The sequence below is a fragment of the Streptomyces sp. NBC_00203 genome, from assembly GCF_045206325.1.
GTDB lineage: Bacteria > Actinomycetota > Actinomycetes > Streptomycetales > Streptomycetaceae > Streptomyces > Streptomyces lutosisoli.
In genome coordinates this window covers 6,763,875-6,790,720 of the sequence record NZ_CP108126.1, presented here as the reverse complement: position 1 = coordinate 6,790,720, position 26,846 = coordinate 6,763,875, and the positions used below count along the sequence as shown (strand labels likewise).

General features: G+C 69.7%; 21 protein-coding genes and 1 pseudogene. 7 read left to right on the top strand and 15 right to left on the bottom strand.

Going from position 1 to position 26,846, the window contains the following annotated elements; genetic code table 11:
* Window positions 1-3: 3 nt before the first annotated feature.
* Window positions 4-1,629 (top strand): amidohydrolase family protein, encoded by a 1,626-nt coding sequence (locus OG975_RS30510; protein ID WP_406332572.1) that lies wholly within the window; start codon window positions 4-6, stop codon window positions 1,627-1,629.
* A 21-nt stretch (window positions 1,630-1,650) separates the two neighbouring features.
* On the opposite strand, the gene OG975_RS30505 is transcribed toward OG975_RS30510, so the two are convergent.
* Window positions 1,651-2,544 (bottom strand): serine protease, encoded by an 894-nt coding sequence (locus OG975_RS30505; RefSeq protein WP_406332571.1) that lies wholly within the window; start codon window positions 2,542-2,544, stop codon window positions 1,651-1,653.
* Between the two features lie 193 nt (window positions 2,545-2,737).
* The gene (locus OG975_RS30500; RefSeq protein ID WP_406332570.1) at window positions 2,738-3,406 is read right to left on the bottom strand and encodes a hypothetical protein; all 669 of its coding nucleotides are present in this window, start codon (window positions 3,404-3,406) and stop codon (window positions 2,738-2,740) included.
* Window positions 3,407-3,532: 126 nt separating this feature from the next.
* Here OG975_RS30500 and OG975_RS30495 point away from each other — a divergent pair, with 126 nt between their 5' ends.
* Window positions 3,533-4,744: a pyridoxal phosphate-dependent aminotransferase gene (locus OG975_RS30495; protein WP_406332569.1), complete on the top strand. Its 1,212-nt coding sequence runs from the start codon at window positions 3,533-3,535 to the stop codon at window positions 4,742-4,744.
* A 101-nt stretch (window positions 4,745-4,845) separates the two neighbouring features.
* Entirely contained in the window at window positions 4,846-5,262 is a 417-nt protein-coding gene (locus tag OG975_RS30490; RefSeq protein ID WP_406332568.1) for a hypothetical protein, read from the top strand.
* Window positions 5,263-5,379: 117 nt separating this feature from the next.
* Here the strand turns inward: OG975_RS30490 and OG975_RS30485 are convergent, their stop codons facing one another.
* From OG975_RS30485 to OG975_RS30450, 8 genes and pseudogenes are all read right to left on the bottom strand, one after another.
* Window positions 5,380-6,546 (bottom strand): hypothetical protein, encoded by a 1,167-nt coding sequence (locus OG975_RS30485; RefSeq protein WP_406332567.1) that lies wholly within the window; start codon window positions 6,544-6,546, stop codon window positions 5,380-5,382.
* Window positions 6,543-7,364: a PP2C family serine/threonine-protein phosphatase gene (locus OG975_RS30480; RefSeq protein WP_406332566.1), complete on the bottom strand. Its 822-nt coding sequence runs from the start codon at window positions 7,362-7,364 to the stop codon at window positions 6,543-6,545. Before OG975_RS30480 ends, OG975_RS30485 begins: the two co-directional genes overlap by 4 nt.
* Before the next feature lie 27 nt (window positions 7,365-7,391).
* On the bottom strand, window positions 7,392-8,153 hold the full coding sequence (locus tag OG975_RS30475) for a hypothetical protein (protein ID WP_327431307.1): 762 nt from the start codon (window positions 8,151-8,153) through the stop codon (window positions 7,392-7,394).
* A 58-nt stretch (window positions 8,154-8,211) separates the two neighbouring features.
* Window positions 8,212-9,348, bottom strand: a complete 1,137-nt coding sequence (locus OG975_RS30470) for a hypothetical protein (protein ID WP_406332565.1) — start codon at window positions 9,346-9,348, stop codon at window positions 8,212-8,214.
* A gap of 116 nt (window positions 9,349-9,464) precedes the next feature.
* Window positions 9,465-9,947, bottom strand: coding sequence for a hypothetical protein (locus OG975_RS30465; RefSeq protein ID WP_327431305.1), 483 nt, complete (start codon window positions 9,945-9,947; stop codon window positions 9,465-9,467).
* On the bottom strand, window positions 9,934-10,920 hold the full coding sequence (locus OG975_RS30460; RefSeq protein WP_406332564.1) for a serine/threonine-protein kinase: 987 nt from the start codon (window positions 10,918-10,920) through the stop codon (window positions 9,934-9,936). Before OG975_RS30460 ends, OG975_RS30465 begins: the two co-directional genes overlap by 14 nt.
* A gap of 163 nt (window positions 10,921-11,083) precedes the next feature.
* A pseudogene (locus OG975_RS30455) lies at window positions 11,084-11,763 on the bottom strand (maleylpyruvate isomerase family mycothiol-dependent enzyme).
* Window positions 11,764-12,036: 273 nt separating this feature from the next.
* On the bottom strand, window positions 12,037-13,860 hold the full coding sequence (locus tag OG975_RS30450) for a phosphoenolpyruvate carboxykinase (GTP) (protein WP_406332563.1): 1,824 nt from the start codon (window positions 13,858-13,860) through the stop codon (window positions 12,037-12,039).
* 332 nt (window positions 13,861-14,192) lie between these two features.
* Between OG975_RS30450 and trhA the strand changes: the two genes are divergently transcribed.
* The 4 genes from trhA (at window position 14,193) to OG975_RS30430 (ending at window position 17,993) form a co-directional block, all read left to right on the top strand.
* Window positions 14,193-14,906, top strand: a complete 714-nt coding sequence (trhA, locus tag OG975_RS30445) for a PAQR family membrane homeostasis protein TrhA (protein ID WP_406332562.1) — start codon at window positions 14,193-14,195, stop codon at window positions 14,904-14,906.
* A gap of 115 nt (window positions 14,907-15,021) precedes the next feature.
* Window positions 15,022-16,590 (top strand): MFS transporter, encoded by a 1,569-nt coding sequence (locus OG975_RS30440; RefSeq protein WP_406332561.1) that lies wholly within the window; start codon window positions 15,022-15,024, stop codon window positions 16,588-16,590.
* Window positions 16,587-17,225, top strand: a complete 639-nt coding sequence (locus OG975_RS30435) for a TetR/AcrR family transcriptional regulator (protein ID WP_406332560.1) — start codon at window positions 16,587-16,589, stop codon at window positions 17,223-17,225. Before OG975_RS30440 ends, OG975_RS30435 begins: the two co-directional genes overlap by 4 nt.
* A gap of 42 nt (window positions 17,226-17,267) precedes the next feature.
* Window positions 17,268-17,993, top strand: coding sequence for a Mut7-C RNAse domain-containing protein (locus OG975_RS30430; protein ID WP_406336538.1), 726 nt, complete (start codon window positions 17,268-17,270; stop codon window positions 17,991-17,993).
* 45 nt (window positions 17,994-18,038) lie between these two features.
* Here the strand turns inward: OG975_RS30430 and OG975_RS30425 are convergent, their stop codons facing one another.
* The 5 genes from OG975_RS30425 to OG975_RS30405 form a co-directional block, all read right to left on the bottom strand.
* A complete protein-coding gene (locus OG975_RS30425; RefSeq protein ID WP_406336537.1) occupies window positions 18,039-20,306 on the bottom strand; it encodes a galactose oxidase-like domain-containing protein in 2,268 nt (755 codons plus the stop codon).
* Window positions 20,307-20,449: 143 nt separating this feature from the next.
* On the bottom strand, window positions 20,450-21,670 hold the full coding sequence (locus OG975_RS30420) for a glycosyltransferase (RefSeq protein WP_406332559.1): 1,221 nt from the start codon (window positions 21,668-21,670) through the stop codon (window positions 20,450-20,452).
* Complete coding sequence (locus tag OG975_RS30415) at window positions 21,667-23,325, bottom strand: ArnT family glycosyltransferase (RefSeq protein ID WP_406332558.1); 1,659 nt, start codon at window positions 23,323-23,325, stop codon at window positions 21,667-21,669. The genes OG975_RS30420 and OG975_RS30415 overlap by 4 nt, the downstream gene beginning before the upstream one ends.
* The gene (locus tag OG975_RS30410) at window positions 23,322-24,584 is read right to left on the bottom strand and encodes a glycosyltransferase (RefSeq protein ID WP_406332557.1); all 1,263 of its coding nucleotides are present in this window, start codon (window positions 24,582-24,584) and stop codon (window positions 23,322-23,324) included. The genes OG975_RS30415 and OG975_RS30410 overlap by 4 nt, the downstream gene beginning before the upstream one ends.
* 193 nt (window positions 24,585-24,777) lie before the next feature.
* Window positions 24,778-26,805 (bottom strand): thioredoxin domain-containing protein, encoded by a 2,028-nt coding sequence (locus OG975_RS30405; RefSeq protein ID WP_406332556.1) that lies wholly within the window; start codon window positions 26,803-26,805, stop codon window positions 24,778-24,780.
* Between the last annotated feature and the right edge of the window lie 41 nt (window positions 26,806-26,846).

The window sequence follows — 26,846 nt, the reverse complement described above, 5'->3', positions numbered from 1 at the left end:
GGCGTGGAAGAGCTCGTCATCCGTGACGCGGACGTCGTGGACGGTTCCGGCGCACCCTCGTACCGCGCCGATGTGGTGGTCGACGGCGGCAGGATCGTCTCGATCGTCAAGGAGGCCGCGGCGGCGGGCTGCCAACGCCCCACCGCGCGCCGGGAGCTGGACGCCGAAGGCCTCGTGCTCGCCCCCGGTTTCATCGACATGCACGCGCACAGCGACCTCGCACTGCTGAGGGACCCGGACCACAGCGCGAAGGCGGCGCAGGGGGTGACCCTCGAAGTCCTCGGCCAGGACGGCCTGTCGTACGCACCGGTGGACGACCGTACGCTCGCCGAGGTCCGCAGGGCGATCACCGGCTGGAACGGCGACGGCGACGACATCGACTTCAGCTGGCGGTCGGTCGGGGAGTACCTGGACCGCCTCGACCACGGCTTCGACGGCGAGGGCATCGCCGTGAACGCCGCGTATCTCATCCCCCAGGGGACGGTCAGGATGCTCGCCGTGGGCTGGGAGGACCGCGAGGCGACGCCCCAGGAGCTGGACCGGATGCGGCAGTTGGTCGCGGACGGCCTGCGGGAGGGCGCCGTCGGCATGTCGTCCGGGCTGACGTACACCCCCGGGATGTACGCCAAGGACGCCGAACTCACCGAGCTGTGCAGAGTGGTCGCCGCACACGGCGGCTACTACTGCCCGCACCACCGCTCGTACGGGGCGGGCGCCCTGGAGGCGTACGAGGAGATGGTGGCCCTCACCCGCGAGGCCGGCTGCCCGCTCCACCTCGCCCACGCCACCATGAACTTCGGCGTGAACAAGGGGAAGGCCCCGGACCTGCTCACCCTCCTGGACAAGGCGCTGGCGGAGGGCGCGGACATCACCCTCGACACCTATCCCTACACCCCCGGCTGCACGACCCTCGTGGCGATGCTGCCGAGCTGGGCGGGCGAGGGCGGCCCGGAGGCGATCCTGGCCCGCCTGAAGGACGACACGACGGCCGACCGGATCCGGCACCACATGGAGGTCGTCGGCGCGGACGGCTGTCACGGCGTGCCCATCGAGTGGGACACGATCGAGATCTCGGGCGTCGGCGACGCGGCGCTCGCGCCCTACGTCGGCAGGACGGTCCGGCACTCCGCCGACCTGCGCGGCGAGGCCCCCTGGGCCACCGCCCGCCGCCTGCTCATCGAGGACGGCCTGGGCCCGACGATCCTCCAGCACGTGGGCCACGAGGAGAACGTCCGGCAGATCATGCGCCACCGGGTGCACACGGGCGGCTCCGACGGCATCCTGCGGGGCGCCAAACCGCATCCCCGGGCGTACGGCACCTTCCCGCGGTATCTCGGCCGGTACGTACGGGAGTTGGGCGTCCTCTCGCTGGAGGAGTGCGTCGCCCATCTCACCGGCCGCCCCGCCGCCCGGCTGCGGCTGCCCGACCGCGGCCTGGTCCGCGAGGGCTACCGCGCCGATCTGGTCCTCTTCGACCCGGCCACGGTCGCCGCGGGTGCGACCTTCGAGGCGCCGCGCACGCTCCCGGCCGGGATCCCACACGTCATCGTCGACGGCCGCTTCGTGATCGAGGACGGGCGCAGGACGGACGTACTGGCGGGGCGGGCGGTCCGCCGGACTCCCCGGTGACCGCCCGCCGCCGCACAGGAGTTACGGCTTGGGCAGGGTGCACCCGCTCGCGCTCAGGTTGAGCACGTTGCCGGTCGTGAAGCAGGCCGGGATCTGGTAGGTCTCCTCGGCGTAGTTGATGCCCTGGTGGATGGTGACGTTGCCGCTCGCGTCCACCTCACAGGGGTTGTTCACGGTGCAGGTCTCGCCGTCCTCGTTGCCGGTGTTGTTGACGGCGACGACCTTGCCGGTGGACTGGTCGATGACGGGCGAGCCCGAGGTGCCGCCGATGGTGTTGCAGGCGGAGGTGTAGCGGACCGAGTCCTTCCAGGTCCAGTCGCCCTCCTTGAGGCGGTATACGAACCCGTCGATGTTGCAGTTGTAGAGCCGCTTCCAGTAGCCGGAGGCGACGGTGATGGCGGTGCCGGCGGTCGGGTGCGTGTCCTGCACGGTCAGCGGGCTGATGCCGTACGAGCTCTTGATCGTCGCGTAGGTGCTGGTGAGCTGGTAGATCGTGACGTCCGTGTCGGTCATCGTCGAGTACGCGACCTTGCTGGCGCGCAGCGTGGCGACCCGGGTGCCGGCCGAGTTGAGCAGGCCGAAGGTACGGCTGGACGACTGGCCGACGATCACCTCACCGGGGTCCGGGAAGCCGGTCTCCAGGCAGTGACCGTTGGAGAGCACGAGCGCCGGGGCGGTGTCCAGGGAGTTCGGGAAGCGTATGACGGAGCCGGAGCAGTTGCTGAGCGCGACGGTCCCGGCGAGGTTGACGGCCTGGAGAGTCGGCGCCGCCGCCTTGGTGTCCGCCTTGACCGCGGATGCCGACGCGGACGTCGATACCGACGCCGACTCGGGAGCGGGTGCCGCGACCGCGGGTGACGCGCCCGCTCCGGCGATCACCAGAGCGAAGAGCGCGGCAACGAGAGGCTTTCTCATGTGGGGGTCCCCTCTTGCGACTTGGGTGACAGGAGATCTTCCGGTCACCTTCTGTTTTGTCATGCGCATTGTGAGGGGAGGGGGATTGAGGGGCAAGGAGTTGTTTTTGGCCTAGGGGGCGGCTTGTTCGAGTGCCACGAGTGCCCTGCCGGCGAACTGAAAGACCATCGGCCCGGCCGCGGGGAACCGGCGGCTACTTGGGTCGCTTGGTGGATCCCTGGCCGTGGCCGTTGGAGTTGCCCGGGCCGGTCCCGGTCGTGGCGGTCGCGGAGGCGGTCGCCGGAGCCGTGGACGCGGGGGCCGTCGAGGCGCTCGCGGACGGGGACGCACTCGAGGAGGCGGAAGCGGCGCCCGCGCTCGCGGACACGCCGGTCGACGCGGTGGGCGACGGGTTCGCCGAGGAGGCTCCCGCGGTCGAGGCGGAACCCTCCGTGGGCGCGGCGGCCCCCGTGGCGAGTCGCGGGGGCGATGCCGTCCGCCCGGTCGCACCACCCGACCCCTTGGACGACCCGGAGTCGAACGCCCCCGAGATCAGGACGGCGAGAAGGACGACGCACGCCGCCCCGCCGGCCACGGCGAGCCGGCGCAGCAGCCGGGCACGGCGCCGACGCAGCAGCCGCTCGTGGCGGCCCGAGGTGTCGCCCGACGGCTCGCCGGGGAGGATCTCGTACCCGCCAGGGACGGCTTCCTGCTCGATGGTGTCGTCGCCGTCACCACCCTCGACGCCGTCTTCGTAGCCCTTCTGCCAGCCGTGCGCCTCGGCCGGGTCCATGTACGACTCATAGGCCGGGGACGCCTCGCCGTCGCCCTGCGGGAGGTACACCCTCGGCGGGGCGTCGGGTTCGCCGTGCTGCCTGGACATGGGCGCGCATTGTAGAGACCGCAAGGGCTTGCGGCGTAGCGAGCAGACAAAGCCGACCAAACCGGCACGTCTCACGTGGTGAAAAACACGCCCCGCCGAGCGTTACGCGGCCGTAAGCTCACGGACATGCAGGTGATCCAGTCCACGAAGCTCGCCAACGTCTGCTACGAGATCCGGGGTCCGGTTCTTGAGGAGGCGATGCGGCTTGAGGCGGCCGGACACCGCATCCTCAAGCTCAACACGGGCAACCCGGCCGCCTTCGGTTTCGAGTGCCCGCCCGAGATCCTTGAGGACATCCTCCGCAACGTCTCGTCGGCGCACGGCTACGGCGACGCGAAGGGCCTGCTCGCGGCCCGCCGGGCAGTGGTCATGCACAACCAGACCCTCGGCATCGAGACGGACGTCGAGCACGTCTTCATCGGCAACGGCGTCTCCGAGCTCATCGTCATGGCGATGCAGGGCCTGCTGGACGACGGCGACGAGGTGCTCGTACCGTCGCCGGACTATCCGCTGTGGACCGCCGCCGTGTCGCTCTCCGGCGGTACGGCCGTCCACTACCGCTGCGACGAGCAGTCCGACTGGATGCCCGACCTCGCGGACGTGGAGCGGAAGGTCACCGACCGCACCAAGGCCATCGTGATCATCAACCCGAACAATCCGACGGGTGCGGTGTACGACGACGCCATGCTGCGCGGGCTGACCGACATCGCCCGCCGCCACAACCTGCTGGTCTGCTCCGACGAGATCTACGACAAGATCCTTTACGACGGCGCCACGCACACGTCGACCGCCGCGATCGCCCCCGACCTGCTCACTCTCACCTTCAACGGCATGTCGAAGGCGTACCGGGTGGCGGGCTACCGGGTCGGCTGGATGGCGATCTCCGGCCCGCGCGCGCACGCGGACTCCTATATCGAGGGCCTGACGATCCTCGCGAACATGCGGCTGTGCGCGAACATGCCGGGCCAGCACGGGGTGGTCGCCGCGCTCAGCGGGCGCCAGACGATCAACGACCTGGTGCTGCCGGGCGGGCGGCTGAAGGAGCAGCGGGATGTCGCCTACGAGCTGCTGACGCAGATCCCGGGCGTGAGCTGTGTGAAGCCGAAGGGGGCGCTGTACCTCTTCCCGCGCCTGGACCCGAAGGTCTTCAAGATCAAGGACGACCGGCGGATGGTCCTCGACCTGCTGCGCCGCGAGAAGATCATGGTCGTCCAGGGGACGGGCTTCAACTGGCCCGATGCGGACCACTTCCGGGTGGTCACGCTGCCGACGGTCGGGGATCTGACCGACGCGGTGACCCGGATCGGGAACTTCCTGGACGGCTACAGCCAGCCGTGACCCTCACCCTGTGTGCGCGGGACGGCCAGTTTTGCGACCAGGCTCAACTTTAGACGAAATCTAAGCTAGGATGGTTTCCTGTCAGCACAGGAGGCCATCCCATGTACGAACCGATCCGCACCAAGTCGGTCCACACGATGGCCGGCACCGCCCCCTCCGACTTCCCCCACCGGTCGCGCGAGGAGGAGCTGGACATCCAGCTCGCCGGCCACCTCGCGGCGCTGCTCGCCGTGACGGACGAGATCCGCTCGCTCGCGCCCTCCCCCGCGCTGGACGCGGCCGCCGAGCGGCTCGCGCAGCAGGTGGCCCGGCTGCGGGAGGGCGTCACCCCGGTCCGTTCCCCGGCCGCCGCCCACGAGCCGCAGCTCGTGACTCTCCACCAGCGCGCACACGCCCTCGCCGGCCGCGCCCTCGTCGTCGCGGCGTCCCGCGCGGACACGGCGGCCGCGATTCTGGCGGCCGAGCAGATGGACGCCCACGCGTCCGCCGCCGGCTCCCGCGCCCTCGCGTCCCACTGAGCCCACGGCTCCCCCGTACGGCCCCGGTCCGCGCGCACTTTAAGCGTCGCGCGGACCGGGTGCCACAGCACTGCGTTCGCTTGACCAGAGGGCTCCCGTTTCAATCCTGACAGCGACTCAGTTCCCGCCCCCCTGGACCGCGATGATCACCAGGATCACCAGCACCGCGATCAGCAGGGCGACCTTCAGCGCCTTGGACCACGCCCCGCCCGTCGCCCCCTGCGGCGGCACGTCCGGCACGGGCACCGGTACCGGCCCGTTGAACACGTCGTGCCCCGTCACCGCCGCCCGCGTGCACCACGGGCAGGACATCAGATGGGAGCCGTACGCGTGCAGCGGGCGGTTCTGGCAGACCCGTACGAGGGAGCGCTCCTTGTTGAGGGCGCGCAGCCAGGCCTCCGCCGGGGGGCGGGCGGCGGGGGCGTGCACGCCGGGGCCGAAGGCGGCGCGGGCCAGGGTGAGGAGTTCGGGGGGCAGCACGGAGGGGTCGATGGTGCCGCGCGGGATGACGACCCGCTCGGGGCGGACGACGTAGGAGCAGCTGGCGGCGATGTTGTCCTTGACGGTCGACTCGGAGGCGCTGTCGTGCGGGACGCCGCCGAAGGGGTGGTTGCCCGCGGTCAGCAGCTGGTAGACGAGGACGGCGAGGGCGAAGTCGTCGGTGGCGCGGGTGGCGGGGCCGCCGGCCTGGCGCTCGGGGGACGAGTAGTCGGTGGTGTGCATCAGACAGGGGAAGAGTTCCCCGGACACCGGGTCGTTGAAGGCGATCGAGTCGCAGTCGAGGAAGGTGACGAAGCCGTTGGCGTCGACGACCACGTTGCTGCTGGAGAAGTCGCCGATGACGAGGTTGTCGTAGTGCATACGGGCGGTCATGAACGCGAGGTTCCAGGCGACGCCGAGCAGGAAGCGCCAGTCGGCCCGGTCGGCGAAGAGCTTGAGGCGCTGGGCGCGGGTGAACAGGCCGATCAGCTGGACGTGGTGGGGTTCGCCGAAGCGGCGCATGGCGTAGCCGAGGAACTCCCCCTGCGGGCCGCGGGCGATGGCGGTGGGCCAGGCCAGTTCGGGCGGCTGGGAGACGTCGGTGGGGCGCGCGGCCAGCGGTGACATGGTCAGCATCCGCATCAGCCGCCGCTCCTGTTCGAGGCCCGGCGGTTCGCGGTAGAGCTTGACGACGATCGTCTCGTCGCCGACGACCGGGAAGACGGCCGCCTGGCCGCCGCCCTTGAGCGGAAGCTCCGCGAGGGTGACGGGCTTGCCGTCCAGGAACACCGTGAGGCCGGTCATGGCCGCGCCTTGCGCACGGCCCGCAGCAGGGTCTTGTCGTCGGCGTTCAGGGCGGTGAGGCGGTCCGACCTCAGCAGGGTCGCGAGACCCTCGTGGGCGTTGTCGGTCACGGGTCCGGGAGCGTCGAGGGAGCGGAACACGGCGTCGACGAAGGAGGTGTTCGGGGACAGCGCGCCTCCCCCGGCAGGGTTGGGCGCGGCACGGTTGAGCGCGGCCTGCACGAGTCCGTCGGTGGACAGCAGCACCCCGTCGATCCCGTCGTCGGACACACAGTCGGTGTGTATCCAGCGGGCCGCGTCCGTCGAGGTGAGGAAGACCGTCTCGTTGCTGTACTCGCTGGCCGCCCGCGTCTGCGGCAGCAGATGGAACTGCCGCTCCCCGTCCTCCACACCCGCCCGGAGTACGACGAAGCCGTCGCCCACGGTGAGATGGCCCAGCCAGCCCGGGGCGAGCACCACGACGGTGAGCGTGGTCGCGAAGTCCGCGGCGTCGGCCCCGGTCCGGTCCAGGAACACCTTGCTGACGTCGTGGAAGGCGTCTTCGAGCAGCTCGTGCACGGCCTCACCGGGATGGCAGTCCGCCGCGGCGGCCGCCCGGCGGGCGAAGTGCTCCGCGGCCAGCTCCACCGCGAGCCGCGAACCCTCCTCGGAACGCGGCCTGCTGCCCGCCCCGTCCGCCACCGCGAGGACCGCCACGGACGGCGACGCCGTGTACGCGCAGGCGTCCTGGCAGGGCAGTCCCTGGCGGCGGTGGCGATAGCCCTCGACGCTCATGCCGTGGATCCGCCACGGTGACTCCAGCTTTTCCGCTCCGGCCATTGGTCAGGATTCCCATTCGGTCATCGGTCAGGATTCCCAGGCCGGGCGCTGGGTCTTGAACTGGCTGAAGATCTTCTCGAAGACCTCGTCGCCCGCGCCCTTCTGCTCGGCGTTCGCGCTCGCGGACATCATCTGGAGCAGCTCGCGGAACGGGAATCCCTGCAACCGGGCGTTGAACTTCGGCGCGAACGCCTGGAGCACCTGTTCGCCCATGTCGGTGATGCCGCCGACGCCTATCGCGTACAGCCGGAAGCGGCGGGCGCGCTGCTCGTCGGCGAGGACCGGGATCAACCGGTGCCAGGAGTCGGTGAGATGGCCGGTTCCGTCGGTCGGCAGACCATCGGTGACCAGGCAGATCTGCGGCCGGTAGTACTGGAGTCCGGAGGCGCGCAGTTCGGCCTTGCGGGCCGCGACGATGTGCATCGACAGCTCCAGCGCCTCCGTCATCAGCGTCACGCCGGCGGCGGTCAGCTGCGGCGGCTGGAAGGTGTGTGCGGGCACGAAGGGGCTCACCGGGGCGCGCGGGGCGAGGAGTTGGGGTCCGCGCCAGGCGACGACGCCCTGGCCGCCGAAGGTGACCACGGCGACCTCGACGCTGTAGCTGAGGCTGACGTCGTCGTGCAGCTCCCGGGTCCACTCCATCAGCGCGTTGTTGAGCGCCTGGATGGGCTGTCCCGCCATGGAGCTCGACGTGTCGAGACAGAGCACGAGCGGCAGACGCTGCGCGTTGTTCTCGAACTCGATGTCGGCGTACTCCGCCGGCAGCGTGGGCGGGTATTCGCTGTGCATCTCTGTTTCTCCTGGTCTCAGGGCAGTTCAGGGCGTCTCGGGGCTCACACAGCACCCTCTAGGGCCGGGTGCCTTTGGCGTGCCGTCCGGTGGTCGGCGGGAACGCGTACAGGACGTCGGAGTCCCGCTCGCGCGCGTCGGTGACGTCGACGAGTCCGCCGGGAGCCGGTGGCGGCCGCCCGGGCTCCGCCCACACCGCCCGGTACAGCACGCGGTCCAGCTCGACATAGCCCTGCGGGTGCAGTTCGGTGCGTACGACGGCGGAGCGCGCCGGCCCCGGTACGTTGCCGACCCGCCGCCCGTACCGGGGTGTCGGCGTCACCCTGAGGCGGGTGGTCGTCTCGTCGGGCGCATGGGCGCGCGCAGTGGTGACGGGCACGGCGCCGACGCCCGGCGCGGCGAGCGCGCGGCGGGACAGAGTGCCCACCGCGCGGGAGGAACGGCGGATCAGGAACAGGAGGGCGGCGAGCAGGAGGACGAGCACGACGCACAGGCCGGCGAGGATCTGGGTGGCGCGGTCGAGGCCCTTGCCGGAAGAGGTGTCGCCGGGTGGCGGGGAGGAGGGGGGCTTGGTGGACGCCGGGGGCGAGGAGTGGGTGTTGCCGTTGCCATTGCCATTGCCATTGCCATTGCCGTTGCCGTTGCCGTTGCCATTGCCGTTGCTGCCTTCGGCGGCGATGGAGTACGCGTGGAGGGGCCGGTAGCTGCCCGGGTTCGCGGCGATGAGCTCACTGCCCGGCAGCGGGCCGGTGGCGAGCCGGGTGCACAGGTCCTTGGGATTCTTCGGGGTCCTGGGGCAGGCGTTGACGCTCTGCAGATCCTTCACGGCCTCGGGCGGCAGCTTGGCGATCTGTGCGTTCTCGGCCACCCAGCCGGTCTTCGCCAGCAGGAGCAGCACCGTCCCGCCCTCACCGGTACTCGCGCCCGCCGGCACCTCGACGACGAGGTTGTCGCGCTTGTTCCAGACGGTGCGCTCGACGTCCCTGCGGTTCTGACGGTCCCGCGCATCGCTGTCGAACTGCACCTGGCCGTCGAGCGTGACATGAACGGCACCCTTGTCGATCGACTTGGACCAGCATTGGAGCCGCTCCTTGAAGGTGTTGCCGCACAAGTCGTCGGCCGCCGCCACCGCCCCCGCGGAAGCTATCGCGACCGCCATTCCGAAAAGCACCGTGAGACACAGCGAACGTCGCATGGGCAACCCCCCGTGGCCTAAAGGCACACCCCCGTGGCCTTGAAAGGCACTCGCCCATAGTGGGGGCAACCGGCGTGCGCCCGGAAGGGGTTCGGGGCACACGACGGGTTTCACTTCTACAACTTGAAAACCTGATGGCAGCGGATGAACATCTGTCGCGCCCGTTCCACCCAATCACTGGCCAAAGCATCGAAATCCGCTTGTGTCATACGGCAGGTCAGCGGGAGATCGCAGACCCCGGCGAGACAAGGTCGTGGTCCTCGTACGTCCCATACGGACAGCATGGGATTCAGTTGTTCGGTATTCCATGCGTTCGACGCCGCTGCGGCGACGGCCAGTTGATCCTGGCGCAGATAATGGCCGTCGGTCGCAAAGGCGACAAGAAGCCGTTTGGTGGTCATGAATCTCACCGTGACCATCCGTCCCGTTTCCTCGAGATCGAATTGCATGGACACGGAAACGGTGTCGGTCACGGTGTGGTAATTCCGCCGGCCGACCCAGTTCTGCACCAACTGCCGCCAGTGCGTTCCTACTTCGAGGATCTCGTGGCCCCGCCCGCCGAGGGAGCCCCGGCTGGGAACGGACTCAGGCGTCGCCACGGCCCACCGCCTCGGCGACCATCGCATCGGTCAGCCCGGCGTCCAGCAGCGCCTGGGCGTGCAGCAGCAGACAGGAGGGCACGGACTCGCTGACGCCCTGCTTGCGGCGGTTCGCCAGCTCATGGGTGCGCACCTTGATGCTGTGGGCCACGGTGGGCGGCGGCCAGGACGCCGACTTGGGGGTCTGCTCCAGCAACTCGGCGAGCAGCTCGGCCAGTTGGGGCCGGTCCTCCGGACGCTTGGCCAGACAGTGGGCGATCAGGTCCCGCATTGCCTCGGGTACGCCGTCGAGTTCGGGCGCGGCGAGGACGACCCGGTAGCGCACGGCCTCCCCGCTGCCGTGCGGCGCGCGGCCCGTGAGGGCGTACACCAGGACTCCGCCGAGGGAGAAGACGTCGCTCGGCGGGCCCGCCTGTGCTCCCTTGATCTGCTCGGGGGACATGAACGGCGGGGTGCCGACCACGATGCCGGCCTGGGTGAGTCCGGGGGCGCCGTCGACGCGGGAGATCCCGAAGTCGATGACGCGGGGTCCGTCGGAGGCGAGGAGCACGTTCGCCGGTTTCAGGTCCCGGTGCACCACGCGGGCCGCGTGGATGGCCTGGAGCGCCTCGACCAGGCCCGCGCCGAGCCTTCGTACCTGCGGCTCGGGGAGCGGGCCGTCGGTGCGGACGGCTTCGGCGAGCGACGGTCCGGGCACGTACATGGTGGCCAGCCAGGGCAGGTCGGCCTCGGTGTCGGCGTCGATCACGGCCGCGGTGTACGCGCCGCTGACCACCCGCGCTGCGGCGACCTCGCGCGCGAAGCGCTCTCTGAACTCGCCCTCCGCCGCGAGCTCGGGTCGCACCACCTTCACCGCGACCTCGCGTCCGGCCGGCGAACGGCCGAGATACACCCATCCCATGCCACCGGAGCCCAGCCGCCCCACGATGCGGTACGGGCCGATCTTCATGGGGTCACTGACGGGTGTCCGCACCCCGCTCACCTCGTTTCGGGGGTTCGTTGCAGGATGTCCCGAGTGTCCCGCGAAATGCCGTGCGCGGCAGAGGTGATGGCGGAAATGAGGAGCGGGATTACGTTCGCCCGCACCCCTGAAGGGGCGCGGGGAACTGCGCGAGCGACCAGTTGACCGTCAGGTCCTACGCATCCGGGTCCCAGGCTATGAGCAGGTCGAAGTGACGTCGGTCGCCGTCGAGCTTCAGGGAGTCCACCGGGATGCGGCCGTACAAGGCCAGAACCAGCTCACTTGCCGTGCCCCGGAGGCAGGCGTCGGCCCCGTCCGGGTCCTCGACGGCAGCGGTGGCGGGCATCGTGGTGGCCCGTACGCCGTCGGCGGAGAGCGAGAGGCGCCAGGCTCGGCCCTCGGTGGCGTGGTAGTCGACGGCACAGGGCTCGTACGGCCAGGTGTACGGCCCCGCGCAGCAGGTGGACAGGAATTCGTCGACACCGTCGAGTGCCGCCTCGTCCGGCAGCGGCTGCGGGGAACCCAGGGCGGTCTGGGCGTCATAGGTGTGCACCGCGGCCTCCTGGACCTGGTGCCGGGCGACGGCACCGCTGGTCTGCGGCGACTGCGACCCGCCCCACCACGTCCAGCAGCCGCGATCCGGGCCGGACTCCCGCAGTGCGCTCAGCAACTGCTGCGTGGACTCGGCCGACCAGGCCAGCAGGGCCTCGCGCTCCCGGGGCAGGTCGGCACCTGCACCTCAAGGCTGGGCGCGGCGGCGGCCAAGGCCCGGAACGCGACCGACCGTTCGTCGTAGCGGCGCGATCTTTCCAGCGGCGCCCCTTTTGTCGCCCCCGCCGCCCCTACCCGTCCCATCCCCAGGGGCTCTGCCCCTTCGACCCCGTTCGGTTGTGTGATGGCTGCGGGTGGGTGGGGGCTGGTCCAAAAGATTGCGCAGTTCCCCGCGCCCCTTTTAGGGGCGCGGGGAACTGCGCAATCTTTTAGGGGGGTCTGGGGGCGCAGCCCCCAGGGATGGGACGGGTAGGGGCGGCGGGGGCGAGAAACCTCCCGGCGCCCACGTCACCGCGGCCGGTCGTGATGACGTCGCAGGTCAGGGCAAGTCTGACCGGCCGCGGAGTTTGGTCGGGCCTAGCCCAGGCGCTGCACCAGCGCGCGGTACTCGTCCCACAGCTCCGTCGGCGTGTGATCGCCGAAGGTGTTGAGGTGCTCGGGCACCAGCGCGGCCTCCTCCCGCCACACGTCCTTGTCGACCGTGAGGAGGAAGTCCAGGTCGGACTCGGACAGTTCGAGACCCTTGGTGTCGAGGGCACCCTTGGCCGGCAGGATGCCGATCGGGGTCTCGACGCCCTCGGCACGGCCGTCCAGACGGTCCACGATCCACTTCAGGACGCGGCTGTTCTCACCGAAGCCCGGCCACACGAACTTGCCCGCGTCGTTCTTGCGGAACCAGTTCACGTAGTAGATCTTCGGGAGCTTCGCCTGGTCCTTGTCCTTGGCAACGTCGATCCAGTGACCCATGTAGTCGCCCATGTTGTAGCCGCAGAACGGCAGCATGGCGAACGGGTCGCGGCGCAGCTCGCCGACCTTGCCCTCGGCGGCGGCGGTCTTCTCGGAGGCGACGTTCGCCCCGAGGAAGACACCGTGGTTCCAGTCGAAGGACTCGGTCACCAGCGGGACCGCGGTGGCACGACGGCCGCCGAAGAGGATCGCCGAGATCGGCACGCCCTTGGGGTCCTCCCACTCGGGCGCGATGATCGGGCACTGCGAGGCGGGGACGGTGAAGCGGGCGTTGGGGTGCGCGGCGGGCGTACCGGACTCCGGCGTCCAGTCGTTGCCCTTCCAGTCGGTCAGGTGGGCCGGAGTCTCCTCCGTCATGCCCTCCCACCAGATGTCGTTGTCGTCGGTCAGCGCGACGTTGGTGAAGACGGAGTTGCCCCACAGCGTCTTCATCGCGTTGGCGTTGGTGTGCTCACCGGTGCCGGGCGCGACGCCGAAGAAACCGGCCTCGGGGTTGATCGCGTACAGCTGGTCGTCCTCGCCGAACCGCATCCACGCGATGTCGTCACCGATCGTCTCGACGGTCCAGCCGGAGATGGTGGGCTCCAGCATGGCGAGGTTCGTCTTGCCGCAGGCGCTCGGGAAGGCGGCGGCGACGTACTTCGACTGACCCTGCGGCGGCGTGAGCTTGAGGATCAGCATGTGCTCGGCGAGCCAGCCCTCGTCGCGCGCCATGACGGAGGCGATGCGCAGGGCGTAGCACTTCTTGCCGAGCAGCGCGTTGCCGCCGTAGCCCGAGCCGTAGGACCAGATCTCGCGGGACTCGGGGAAGTGCGAGATGTACTTCGTGGAGTTGCACGGCCACGGCACATCCGCCTCGCCCTCGGCCAGCGGCGCTCCGAGCGTGTGCACGGCACGCACGAAGAAGCCGTCGGTGCCGAGCTCGTCGAGGACGGGCTGTCCCATGCGGGTCATGGTGCGCATGGACACGGCGACGTAGGCGGAGTCGGTGATCTCGACGCCTATCGCGGAGAGGTCCGAGCCGAGGGGGCCCATGCAGAACGGGACGACGTACATCGTCCGGCCCTTCATCGAGCCGCGGAAGACACCCTGCTCACCGGCGAAGATCTCCCGCATCTCGGCGGGGGCCTTCCAGTGGTTGGTCGGGCCCGCGTCCTCTTCCTTCTCGGAGCAGATGAACGTCCGGTCCTCGACCCGCGCGACATCGGTCGGGTCGGAAGCGGCGTAGTACGAGTTGGGGCGCTTGATCGGATCGAGCTTCTTGAAGGTGCCCTTGAGGACGAGCTCCTCGCTCAGTCGCTCGTATTCGGCCTCGGATCCATCACACCAGACCACGCTGTCTGGCTGGGTCAGTTCGACGATCTCGTTGACCCACGAGATCAGTTCCTTGTGCTGGGTGGGGACCGTAGTGGGAGCCGCGATGTCGCGCGCCACGATTGCTCCTAAATGAAGGGTTTTATTGTTGTGCCCCGTGGGGGCCGTGACCCGGATGCTTCACGAAGGTTGATCTCTGGCGCTCATCCGGTGCCAACCGCACTCATATGATCATCCGACGGGTCCGCCCATATGTCCAGAGGGCTTCACAGCTGAGCGGAGTGAGCATCACCACGTGTATCCGTGATTCTTTGCGTCCACGTTGGGTTCAGCTGAAGGATTCTTTGCGTGAGCGCCGCCTTGCGCGACACTCGTGAGAGCATGGCCACTCTTGGCTGTTCAGTGCGCCGTACTGACACGTAACTTACGGTTCCGTAGGTAGGATTCCGCCTATGACTGCGCCCGTCCCCGACGCGCCCACGGACTCGCCGGCCGCCGGCCACGGTCCCGACGCGCTCTCCCAGCCGCATCCGGTCAAGCCCAAGCTCCGCGGCTGGCTGCATCTCGGCATGTTCCCGGCCGCGCTCATCTCCGGCCTGGTGCTCACCGCGCTCACGCCCTCGACCCGCGGCCGCATCGCGTGCGGGATCTTCGCCCTGACGGCCTGCCTGCTGTTCGGGGTGAGCGCGCTCTACCACCGCGGCAACTGGAGCCCGCGCATGGACGGCGTACTGCGCAGACTCGACCACGCGAACATCTTCCTGATCATCGCGGGCACCTACACCCCGCTGACGATGCTGCTGCTCCCGGGCGCCAAGGGACAGTGGCTCCTGTGGAGCATCTGGGCCGCGGCGGCCGCCGGCATCGCCTTCCGGGTGTTCTGGGTCGGCGCCCCGCGCTGGCTCTACACCCCCTGCTACATCGCGATGGGCTGGGCGGCCGTCTTCTTCCTCCCGGACTTCATGCGCACGGGCGGCATCGCCGTCCTCGTCCTGGTGATCGTCGGCGGTCTGCTCTACAGCGCGGGCGGTGTGATCTACGGGATCAAGCGCCCCAACCCGTCACCGAGCTGGTTCGGCTTCCACGAGGTCTTCCACTCCCTCACCCTCGCGGCGTTCGTCGTGCACTACGTCGGGATCTCGCTGGTGGCCTACCAGCACGGGTAACCCCCTCCCACCAGCTTCTTTCCAGGGTCGCGGCTTACGAGCCGCGGCCCTTTGCCATGTCTTGAAAGTGTCTCCCCATTGACAGGCACCATCTTTTGAGAGCTACTCTCATTTCATGGTTACTGTCACTCAGGACGATGCCGTACGGCGCGACCCCCGCCGCTGGTGGGCCCTCGGGGCCCTGGTCGCGAGCATGCTCACGCTCGGATTCGACACGACGATCCTCAACGTGGCCCTGCCGACGATGGCGGGCCAGCTCGGCGCCACCACCGGCCAGCAGCAGTGGATGGCGGACGCGTATGTGATCGTCTTCGCGGCCCTCATGCTCCCGGCGGGACTGCTCGGCGACCGGTTCGGGCGGCGGCGGATGCTGGTCGTCGGACTCGGCGTCTTCCTCGCCGGTTCCGTGATGGGCTCCCTGGCCGGCGACGTGAACTGGGTCATCGCGGCCCGCACGGTGATGGGCCTCGGCGCCGCGCTGGTCATGCCGCTCGCCCTGTCCGTGCTGCCCTCGCTCTTCGGACCCGACGAGCGCACCAAGGCCGTCGGCATCATCTCCGCCGCCTCGTCGCTCGGTCTGCCGCTCGGCCCGATCATCGGCGGCTGGCTGCTCAACCACTTCTGGTGGGGCTCGGTCTTCCTGGTCAACGTCCCGATGGCCGCGATCGGCATCGCCGCCTGCGTCTTCCTGCTGCCCGAGACCCGCGACCCCGCCTCCCCCAAGGTCGACATCCTCTCCACCGCGCTCACCGCGGCCGGGCTCGGCGCCCTCATCTACGCGATCATCGAGGCACCCGGCCGCGGCTGGGGCGACCCGCTGATCGTGGGCATGCTCGGCGCGGCCGTGGTCCTGATCGCCGCCCTGGTGCTGCGCGAGCGGCGCGTGGAACGCCCCATGCTCGACATGACACTGCTCAGCCACCGCGGGTTCCTGTTCAACACACTCGCGGCGACCCTGGTGATGTTCGTCCTGTCCGGCCTGCTGTTCGTGCTGCCGCCGTACCTCCAGGCGGTGCTCGGCAACGACGCCCTCGGCACCGGCGTCAGGCTGCTGCCCATGATGGGCGGTCTGATCGTCGCGGCCAGGGCCGCCCAGCCGGTCGTCGCCCGGTTCGGTTCCCGTGCGGTGGTCAGCGCGGGACTGGTGGTGCTGGCCTTCGCCGCGCTGCTCGGCAGCCGTACGACGGTCGACTCGGGCTACGGCTTCACCGCGCTGTGGCTGTCGATCACCGGCTTCGGCTTCGGTTTCTCGGTCGTCCCCGCGATGGACGGCGCCCTCGGCGCCCTGCCCCGCGACCGGGCGGGCAGCGGCTCCGGGCTCCTCATGACGACGCGCCAGGTCGGCAGCGCGGTCGGCATCGCCCTCCTCGGCAGCCTGCTGGCGAGCACCTTCCGCGACCGCCTCGACGTCACCGGTCTGCCCGCGAAGGCGGCCGACACCGCCGGGGAGTCCGTGGTCGCGGCGCACATCGTCGCCCAGAAGGCGGGCTCGGCCGATCTCGTGGCCTCCGCGAACAGCGCGTACGTCCACGGCATGAGCCTGGTCCTGCTGGTGTGCGGCATCGCGGCCCTCGTCACCGCCCTGCTGGCCGCCGCGTTCCTCCCCAACACTCCACTCACGCATGTCACGAAGGAGGACGAGGACCCGGCCATGGCCACTGTTCCGGCGGATGCCGGAGAATGAGCGTCATGACGGCCGCACGAACCTCCGCCCCCGCCGACCGCCCCCAGCTGGGACTCCGCGAGCGGAAGAAGATCAAGACCCGCGAGGCGATCCGCACCGCGACCTACGCACTGGTCATGGAGCAGGGGTACGACGCGACGACGATCGAGCAGATCGCCGAGCGCGCCGAGGTGTCGCCGTCGACCGTCTTCCGCTACTTCCCGACCAAGGAGGACATCGTCCTCACGGACGAGTACGACCCGCTCATCATGGAGGAGGTGCGGGCCCGGCCCGCCGACGAGCCCTGGCCGGACACCATCCGGTATGTGATGCGGAAGGCCGCCCAGGTCGGCATCGAGGAGGACGTCGAGGTGGCCCGGCTGCGGACCCAGCTGCTGGCCGAGGTCCCGGCGGTGCGCTCGCGGATGATGGAGAGCATGTCGGTCACCGGCAGCATGCTCTGCCAGGCCATCGGCGAGCGCACCGGCCGGGACCCGGAGAGCCTGGAGGTGCGGGTCTACGCGATGTCCTTCATCGGCGGCCTGATGGAGACCTCCTTGTACTGGGCCGAGAACGGCCACCAGGACGACTTCCTGACCCTCATCGACCGCACCATGGACGTCCTGGAACACGGCCTCCCCACCGAAAAGCCCTGAGGCAGGGGCCCTGCCCCGTGGCATCCTGACCCGGTGAACGGTGTGAACGGACCCGAGATCCAAGTCGACTTCGCCCCCGAGCTGACGGTGTTCGTCCCGAACGACCGCCGCCGGGGCGCCACCGCCCTCGTCACCGACGGCGTCTCGACCCTCGGCCATGTCGTCGAGTCGCTGGGCGTCCCGCTGACGGAGGCCGGCGCCCTGTTCGTGGACGGCCGCCAGGTGCCGTTCTCGCACATCCCGGCGGCCGGCGAGTCGGTGGAGGTGCGCGCGGTCGAGCGCCCTCAGCAGGTACCCGGCGCCCCGCTCCGCTTCCTCCTCGACGTCCACCTCGGCACCCTCGCCCGCCGGCTGCGGCTGCTGGGCGTCGACACGGCGTACGAGTCGACGGACATCGGCGACCCGGCCCTCTCCGCCCGCTCGGCGGCCGAGCGGCGCGTCATGCTCAGCCGCGACCGCGGACTGCTGCGCCGCCGCGAGCTGTGGGCGGGCGCGTTCGTCTACAGCACCCGGCCCGACGACCAACTCCGCGACGTACTGGGCCGGTTCGCGCCCGAACTGAAGCCCTGGACGCGCTGCACGGCGTGCAACGGCCTGCTCGGGGAGGCCACGAAGGAGCAGGTCGCGGGCCAGTTGGAGGGCGGCACACAGCGGTCGTACGACGTGTTCGCCCAGTGCGGGGACTGCGGGCGCGCGTACTGGAAGGGCGCGCACCACGACCGCCTTGAGGCCATCGTGGAGCACGCCCTAGCCGAGTTCGGGAGCTGACTCAGGTACAGGCCGTACCAGCACCAGTCAGCAGCCCCTTGACGGTTACTGACGCTTCACCAGATCCTTCGCCCCGCAGGCCAGTCCGTCCTTGCTGGGGTTGAGGCCCAGGGGATCGTCCTTGCCGTTGACCTTCAGGCGCCCGTAGTCGTTCTTCTTCAGCCAGGTGCAGCGGGAGGCCGTCGTCTTCTTCACGCCGTCCGGGAAGACGGTCGGCACGCAGACGTTGACCGTCCCGTAGTGGCGGTCGCAGCCGGAGATCGTGGTGCTCACCTTCTGCCCGGCGCGCTTCTTGCCCGCCTTCGTGACCGTGCCCTCCAGGGAGTCGGCGAAGGAGTGGACATGCGCCGACGCGGTGTCCGTGGCCAGCGCGGACGGGCCCTGGAGGTGCACCCACTTGGCCACCGACGGCACACCGTTGGCATCGACCGCGAAGAGCATGTACCAGCCGGGCGGTGCCAGGTTGGGGTTGCTCGTCACGTTCAGGTCGACGTTGTTGCCGTCGACGGACAGCGGCAGATCGACGTACCGCTGGTTCGGGTCGGAGGAGTGTGTCACCGCGGCGGGCCGGATCAGCTCCGCCTTCACGATGGGCCGGTCGACCGTGATCCGCTGCGTGTCCCCGTACACCCACTCGTTGTCGATCACCGAAGTGATCGTCGGGCGGGTGCCCTTGAGCAGGTAGGGCGGGGTGTAGATGGACACGTTGTGGTTCCAGGTGCCGTTGCCCGGGTTGTCGCCGGTCGCCATCACCCGGCCGTCGGGCAGCAGGAACGCGGAGGAGTGGTAGCCGCGGGCCTCCGGGTCGGCGGTCACCGGGTCGAACGTCGAGGACGCCGGGTCGAAGATCGACGCCTCGTGGACGGGGTTGGCGCGGTTGTGCAGAGCGCCGCCCGTCTCCAGGACCTTGCCGTCGGGCAGCAGTACGGCGGAGACGTACATCTTGCCCTGGTTGCCGGTCTCGGCCACCTGGCCGTTGCCCAGGTCCACCGTGCCCTGCGGGATCTGCGGGCCGACGGTGTACGCGGGGTTCGCGGCCTTGAGGTCGATGATGTCGGTCAGCCGGTTGGCGTCCGGGTTGGAGTCGATGTTGCCGCCGCCGATCGTCAGGACCTTCTGGTCCTGGGCCGGGGGCAGCAGCACGCTGGCGGACTGGTCGCGTTCGTCCTTGTTCTGGAGTCCTGGGATCGCCGTCGTGGTGTTGGCGTCGTAGTCGTAGATCGCCGAACCGGTGCCCGGGGTGCCGTTGCCGAAGACATGGCTGCCCGAGTAGAAGAGCCGGCCGTCCTGCATCAGGATCATCGACGGGTACAGACCCCAGTACGACCAGGTCTGGTTGACCTTCCACAGCGGGAGCCACTGCTGCTCCGAGGCCGACCAGCGCTCGGCGGTCACCGAACCGGTGGAGTCCTCGCGCAGCCCGCCGAACGAGATGATGTCACCGTTGCCCAGCTCGGTGGCGGACGGATACCAGTGGCCGTCGTTCAGGTCGTTGGTCTTGCTGTACGTCTCGGTGACCGGGTCGAAGATGTACGAGTCCTTGTACCCCTCGTACCCGTGCCCGCCCGCGACCGGGAACGCCTTGTTGCCGCTCATCACCAGCACCCGACCGTCGGCGAGCTGGACGTGACCGGAGCAGAACATGTCCTTGGGCGTGGGGATCGTCTTGTACGTGCCGTTCGCCGGGTCGTAGACCGCGCTGGTGAACGTGCCCGCGTTGAAGTTCTCCTCGCTGTTGCCGGACCCGGCGATCAGCAGGACCTTGCCGTTGTTGAGGACGACCGAGTGCATGGAGCGGACCGGGTTCTGCGTGGGCAGAACCGTCCACTTGCCGTTGGCGCACTCGTCGGCCGTGCCGGTGCAACTGGCCGGCGGGATCGGGTCGGAGACCTGCTCCATCGTGTAGTCGTCGGTGGTCGCGGAGCCCGTGCCGTACACCGAGACACCCCAGGTGATGCGGTCCGTGCCCGCCGGAACGGCAGGGGTCCGGACGCTCGCCCGGGTGTAACTGCCCGCCATGTCCAGGGTCTTGAGGTCGGTCCAGTACTGCCAGCCGGCCGTCGTGTCGTGCCGGAAGAGTGTGACGGCGGCGTCGGGAGTCGTCGTCTTGTACCAGAGCCCGAGGTCGTACTGCTTGCCCGCGGTGACCGTCGGCGCGCAGCTGGCGGACTCCGTGATCAGCGCCTTGCGGTCGCCGTCGGCGCGCCGGGTCAGCGAGACCTTCATGGCCTTGCCGCCGGAGTGGGCGTCGGCGACGGTCGAGAAGGTGAAGTCGTTGTCGCCCCAGCCCGACTTCTCCCAGCAGTACGGCATGTCGTCGCTGCCGGCGGTCTCGAAGCCGGGGTTGGTGACGAGGTTGGCGGCGGACGCGGGCTGCGGCGAGACGAGCAGCAGTCCGGCGGCCAGGCCCGCCACGGCCAGGAGTGAGGTTCTCCGCCTTGGTCGTACCCGGTATCTCACGCGGTTCTCCTTGTTGTGCGGCCGCGGCTCTCGCCCGCGTGCTTGCCGCTGCGGCGCGGCAGATAGACCAGCGCTTCGGTCCCCGCGAAGCGCAGGACGAAGGTCGTCACCAGGGCCAGTGCGGTGGCGGAGAGTGCGCCCATCCCGAAGCGGTCGACGAAGAGCGCGATCAGCGGGATGCGCAGCACCAGATCGGCGTTGGCGAGCAGCGCGAACCGGCCGGCACGGTCCCACCAGTGCCGGTGCCCCCGGCGTTCGCGGAAGAGGAGATGCTCGATGAGCAGGAAGTTCCAGGCCACCCCGAGCTGGTTGGCGAGGATCTCCGCCGGTACGTAGTGCAGGCCGGCGGCGGTGAGCGCGTACAGGCCGAGCAGGTTCGGTACGAAGCCGGTGGCGCCGATCAGTCCGAAGACCACCATGCGGGCGACCGGCGAGGCGGTGCGCAGCCCGACGAGGTGGCGCAGGAACCGGAAGCCTTCCTGCGCGGTCGACTTGGACTCGCCCGCGAACCGGTCCTGGAAGACGAAGGGCACCTCGGTGACCTGGCGGGGGCGGCTGCGCACGGCGAGTTCGAGGAGGATCTTGTAGCCGAGCGGCTGGAGGACGTCCGCGGTGACCGCGCTGCGGCGGATCGCGAAGAACCCGCTCATCGGGTCGCTGATGCCGCGCAGCTTGCGCGGGAAGAGCGTCTTGGTCAGCCAGGTCGCGCCGCGCGAGACGGCGATGCGGTAGCCGCCCGCGAGCCCTTCGCGGCTGCCGCCCTTGATGTAGCGGCTGGCGACGACGAGCCCGGCGTGCGCGCGCTCACCGGAGGCGACCAACTCCGGTACCAGGGACGGCGGATGCTGGCAGTCGCCGTCCATGACGACGATCCAGTCGGAGCTCGCCGCCTTCAGCCCCTCCACGACCGCGCCGCCGAGCCCGCCCACGGGTTCGTCGCGGTGCAGCACGGTGACGGGGAACGGGCAGTCCTGCGCCGCCTGGGAGATCACCTCAGGGGTGTCGTCCGTGGAGTCGTCCACGAAGACGACCTCGCAGGGCAGCCGGGACGGCACCGACTCCGTGATCTGGTGCAGCAGCTCGCGGATGTTCGCGGACTCGTTGAACGTCGGTACGACGATGGTGACCGCGCCGGGTTCGGGGACCTCGGCGGCGCGTATGGCCGGATCACCCAGTTCGTCCGGGACAGTGCTCTCGAAGCTCTCGAAGCTGTTCATCGACTGCCTCCGGAACTGGACGTGGTGGTGGTGTCGTTGATGTGCCGGATCTCGATGCGGTCCGCGCCCTTGCCGAAGGTGGCGACCGGCGTCGAGTGCTCGATCGCCGCCTTCACGTTGGGCAGGTCGACCGCGTCGCGCCGTACCGTCGGGGAGGCGACGACGTAGTCGAGGTCGCGCCAGCCGCGCGGCATCGTCTTGGTCACCGCGGGGTCGAGGTCGGCCTTGTAGAACCAGATGACGCCGAGGCCGGGCCGGTATCCGTCGTGGACGAGGTCGAGCCAGAGCGCGTCGTCGACGAGGACCCGGGTGCTCCTGGGGTCCTTCACCTCGGTCTTCAGCCACGCGGAGGCCGCCCGGTAGGGGGCGTTGGCGTCGGTGGTCACGGCGGTGTGGTCGCCGTCGTACCAGCGGGGCACGACATAGGCGCCCGCCGCCACGACGAGTACGGCCGCCAGCCCGCGGCGCGACCAGGTGACGTACGTCTTCTCCTGCTCGCTCCGCCACCTGCGCAGCACCGCGTGCGCGACGCTGGCGGTGCCGCCGGCGAGGACGAGGGCGAGGAACGGCAGCGCCTGGATGACGTACATCGCGGGCAGGTAGCCGCTCGGCCGCAGTGCCACCAGGGCGAGGATCGCTACGGTGAGCGCGGGTCCGGCGAGGGCGCGCGCGGTCACCGACCAGCGCCAGGTGACCAGGAGCAGCAGGGCGCCGGCGAGGCCGCCGAGGGGCAGCACGCGGTCGTAGTACAGCCAGGAGTGCAGGACGCCGTACGAGCCGGTGCCCTGGTCGAGGATGAATCCGGAGCCGGGGCGGCTCATCTGGTAGGCGATGCCGTCCCACAGCGACACATGGCCGGAGCCCGGGAACAACTCGCCCTTGAGCAGGGCGAAGAGCGGATACGCCATGCCGATCAGGGCGCAGGCCGTGATGGCTCCGGTGAGCGCGAACTTGCGGGTGTCACGGTGGCCGTGGCGCCACATGGTGACCAGCAGCGCGGGCAGGATGACGAGCATCGTCTCCTTGGTGAGCACGGCCGCGGCGGCCGCGATGCCCGCACCGAAGTGGTGCCAGAGATGACGGCTCGGCGAGGCCGCCAGGCAGAACGCCAGCAGCGTCCACATCACCGCGATGTTGTCCAGGAAGATCTCGCGCTGGAGGACGACCGACAGCGGCGAGAGCCCGAAGAGCAGCATCGCGAGCCCGGCCGCCCACTGCGGCAGCGAGAGACGGCGTGCGAGGACGTAGACGAGGACCGCGCTGACGGCGCTGATCAGCAGCATCGCGACCCGCATCGAGCCGACGGTCATCAGCGACGGGCTGAGGTGCGCGGGGATCCAGGTCAGCACGGCTATCTGGATCCAGCCGAGCGGCGGGTGGTCGTACCAGTACGTGTAGTGGGCCATGCCCTTGCCCTGCTGCACGGCCCACGCCTGCGCGAGATAGGTGCCCTCGTCGTCGCTGAGGGTGGGGTAGTCGGCGATGTTCCAGCCCTGGACGACGAGGATCGCCGCGAGGAGCACCGCGCACAGGATCAGATCCGAGCGCGAACTGCGAAAACGCAAGCCCGGAGTGGGGTTGGGGATGATTTTGGGCGCACGGGGCCGCTGCGCGGGGACCGTGGTGGTGGTCGCCGCGGGAAGAGTGGAGGTCACGCAGGAACGTCCTCTCGGATCACTTCGGTGAGATGCGCGCCGACATGACTGGTCAACTCCCAGTCACTGCGCCCCCGTTGCTCGCGCCATACGGCACGCACGGCCGCGCCCGCCAGCAGCACCTGGTAGAAGGGACCGCCGGCAATGAGCTTCAGGTAGTGGATGAAGCGGACTCGAAGCCCGTACTGCTTGCCGAAGTCATGCAGTCCGACGAGCTCGAAGACGAAGGTGACCAGGGCGGTCACGGCCGGCAGGAACGTGATGAACGCGACGCCGACGGGCACGTCGAGGAAGAGCGCGATGGCCACGTTGAGCGGGATGACCACACCGGAGACGGCCTGGAGGTACGGCGTCATCAGCGTGTAGCGGGCGAGCAACCGCTGGCCGAAACCGGGCAGTTGCTTCCAGTCCTTCTTCCGGTAGACCTGGAGGAAGCCCTGGTTCCACCGGGTGCGCTGCTTCATCAGCGACATCAGGCTGCCCGGGGTCTCCTCCCGGGTCACCATGTCGGAGTCGTACGCGACGACGACCTTCTTGCCGACGCTGGAGAGCCGCACACCCAGGTCGCAGTCCTCGGCGAGGCAGTTGGGGTCCCAGCCGTCGGCTTCCCGCAGGACGTTCGTCCGTACGAAGACGGTGTTGCCGCCGAGCGGGATGAACCCTTTCTGCGCGTGCAGATGCAGCCGGGAGCGGAACCAGAAGAAGTACTCCAGGCAGTTGCGCAGGCTGTACCAGCTGGAGTTGAAGTTGATGAGCTGGACACCGCCCTGGACGACGTCGGCGTCCGTGGTGCGGAACGCGTGGTCGACGTGGGCGAGCAGCTCGGGATGGACCTGGTCCTCGGCGTCGAAGACCCCGACCACATCGCCGCGGCAGTGCGGCAGGGCCGTGTTCATGGCCTTCGGCTTGTTCTTCTTCTCGTGGTGGTCGACGACGACACGGACGCGCGGGTCGCGCTCCTCGGCGCTCCGGGCCACCGCGGTGGTCTCCGGGTCGTCGTGGCCGACGATCACGATGATCTCGAAGTCGGTGTGGCTGGATTCCAGCAGCCGCTGGATGGTGTGGTCGAGCACGGCCTGCTCGTGCCGCGCGGGCAGCAGCAGCGAGAAGGACAGGCTCTCCCCGCCGTCCGGACTGCTGAACCGGGTGGAAGCGAGCACCTCGGGCGTACGCCACGCGTGCATCTGCCACCACAAGGTGAAGGCGGCCATCCAGAACAAGGCCAGCGAAACGGCAGCGATGAAGACAGACGTGAGCAACAGATCCCCCCAGATCCCCAAAAGCCCCCAGTCGCGACAGTGGGTCACACCTGTCGCGTCACGGTGCAGAGACTATGGTTGAACTGTGAAGCGCACGGGTTGTCCTGGTGAAGAGCGTGTTTCATCACACTCGGTCGAGTAACTGAACAATCTGAACACTGGTGGCGTTTGGCCCGGTTGGGGGAGGGCCGTTTCAGCCGCTCAGCGCCGTGCCGAGCCTGTCGGGATCGGTCGTCGGGGTGTCACAAGTGAAGTTACGGCAGACATACGCGGCCGGTTTCCCGTTCACCAACGGTCGGCCGGAAAGCAGCGGCAGCTCATCACTCTCCGGCGCTCCCACGGCCACGACGGCACCCGGCGCGGTGGCCAGAAGTGCCGTACGGTGCAGGGCCTTTGTGGCCGGATCATCGCCCGGCCCCACGATCGCGACCTCACGCGGTCCGTCCAGGAGCGCCTCGGCCACCGCCAGACCCCAGCCGATGAACCGGGGCGCGCGCGGCCCGAGCGCCTTCACCACGCCCAACGCCCGCTCGGCGGCGGTGCGATGGGGCCCGGCGCCGGTCTGGGCGGCATAGCTCAGCAGCGCCCCGGCCGCCGCGCTCCAGCCGGAGGGCGTGGCGTTGTCCGTCGGATCCTGCGGCCGGCGGATCAACTGCTCGGCGTCGGCGGCCGTGTCGAACAGCGCGCCCGACTCGGAATCCGTGAACTGCACGATCACGTGGTCGAGCAGGAACCCGGCGAATTCCAGCCAGACCCCCTCCCCCGTGACGGACGCGAGCGCCAGGAACCCCTCGGCGACATCCGCGTAGTCCTCCAACACCCCCGCGTTCGCGCCGACTTGACCGTCCTTGCTGGTACGGGACAGCCGTGCGCGATCGTCCATGTGCAGGCGTACGAGGAGGTCGGCGGCGCCGATCGCGGCGTCCACGAGGTCGGGGCGCTCGAAGTAGGCGCCGGTCTCCGCCAGGGCGGCGACGGCGAGCCCGTTCCAGGCGGCGACCACCTTGTCGTCGCGGCCGGGGGCGGGCCGCTCGGCACGCGCGGCGAGCAGCCGGGTGTGGATCGAGGCGATCCGGCCGGCGTCGAAAACGCCTTCGTGCTGCGGAAGTTGAAGAACGGAGGCCCCTTCTTCGAAGGTGCCCTCCGGCGTCACCCCGAAGTAATGGGCGGCGAGCCCGCCGTCCTCCTCGCCGAGCACGTCGCGGAGCTGCTCGGGCGTCCACACGTAGTACGCGCCCTCGACATGCCTGCCGGTCCCGTCGTCGCTGTCGGCGTCGAGGGCCGAGGCGAACCCGCCCTCGTTGGTTCGGAGTTCACGCACCATGAAGTCCGCGGTTTCCAGGGCGACGCGGCGGGCGAGCTCGGAGCCGGTGGCGCGCCAGAGGTGCGCGTACACCCTGCACAGCAGGGCGTTGTCGTACAGCATCTTCTCGAAGTGCGGTACGACCCACTCGCGGTCGACGGAGTAGCGGGCGAAGCCACCGCCGAGCTGGTCGTAGAGGCCGCCGCGCGCCATCCGCTCGCAGGTGTCGGCGGCCATCTGGAGGGCGCCCTCGGAGCCGGTCCGCGCGTGGTGGCGCAGCAGGAACTCGATCACCATGGACGGCGGGAACTTGGGCGCCCCGCCGAATCCGCCGCGCGAGGCGTCGTACTCCCGGGTGAGCCCGAGCAGCGCTCCGGCGAGCTCCTCCTCGCCGGGCACCTGGTCGTCCCCGAAACTCATCTCCCGCTCGGCGAGATCCCGCACGATCTTCCCCGCGACCTCGGCGACCTCGTCCCGCCGGCCGGTCCAGGCGCCATGCACGCCCTCCAGGACCTGCGGGAAGGAGGGCATGCCGTGGCGGGGCTCGGGCGGGAAGTACGTACCGAAGTAGAAGGGCTCGGCTTCCGGCGTGAGGAACACGGTCATGGGCCAGCCGCCCTGCCCGGTCGCCGCCTGCACGGCCTCCATGTAGACGGCGTCGACGTCCGGGCGTTCCTCGCGGTCGACCTTGACGTTGACGAAGTGCTCGTTCATGAACGCCGCCGTCTCGGCGTCCTCAAAGCTCTCGTGGGCCATGACGTGGCACCAGTGGCACGCGCTGTAACCGACCGACAGCAGGACGGGTACATCACGGCGCCGAGCCTCCTCGAACGCCTCGGGCACCCAGGGCCACCAATCGACCGGATTCTCCGCGTGCTGAAGCAGATAAGGCGAGGTCACATCAGCCAACCGGTTCATGGCGCCCAGCTTCTCACGACGCACGGCCGCGGCTCAGGAAG

Coding starts and splice junctions, on each gene's coding strand:
- OG975_RS30505 (WP_406332571.1), bottom strand. CDS start 2,544: ATGAGAAAGCCTCTCGTTGCCGCGCTCTTCGCTCTGGTGATCGCCGGA.
- OG975_RS30500 (WP_406332570.1), bottom strand. CDS start 3,406: ATGTCCAGGCAGCACGGCGAACCCGACGCCCCGCCGAGGGTGTACCTC.
- OG975_RS30495 (WP_406332569.1), top strand. CDS start 3,533: ATGCAGGTGATCCAGTCCACGAAGCTCGCCAACGTCTGCTACGAGATC.
- OG975_RS30490 (WP_406332568.1), top strand. CDS start 4,846: ATGTACGAACCGATCCGCACCAAGTCGGTCCACACGATGGCCGGCACC.
- OG975_RS30485 (WP_406332567.1), bottom strand. CDS start 6,546: ATGACCGGCCTCACGGTGTTCCTGGACGGCAAGCCCGTCACCCTCGCG.
- OG975_RS30480 (WP_406332566.1), bottom strand. CDS start 7,364: ATGGCCGGAGCGGAAAAGCTGGAGTCACCGTGGCGGATCCACGGCATG.
- OG975_RS30475 (WP_327431307.1), bottom strand. CDS start 8,153: ATGCACAGCGAATACCCGCCCACGCTGCCGGCGGAGTACGCCGACATC.
- OG975_RS30470 (WP_406332565.1), bottom strand. CDS start 9,348: ATGCGACGTTCGCTGTGTCTCACGGTGCTTTTCGGAATGGCGGTCGCG.
- trhA (WP_406332562.1), top strand. CDS start 14,193: ATGACTGCGCCCGTCCCCGACGCGCCCACGGACTCGCCGGCCGCCGGC.
- OG975_RS30440 (WP_406332561.1), top strand. CDS start 15,022: ATGGTTACTGTCACTCAGGACGATGCCGTACGGCGCGACCCCCGCCGC.
- OG975_RS30435 (WP_406332560.1), top strand. CDS start 16,587: ATGAGCGTCATGACGGCCGCACGAACCTCCGCCCCCGCCGACCGCCCC.
- OG975_RS30425 (WP_406336537.1), bottom strand. CDS start 20,306: ATGCCGTACTGCTGGGAGAAGTCGGGCTGGGGCGACAACGACTTCACC.
- OG975_RS30420 (WP_406332559.1), bottom strand. CDS start 21,670: ATGAACAGCTTCGAGAGCTTCGAGAGCACTGTCCCGGACGAACTGGGT.
- OG975_RS30405 (WP_406332556.1), bottom strand. CDS start 26,805: ATGAACCGGTTGGCTGATGTGACCTCGCCTTATCTGCTTCAGCACGCG.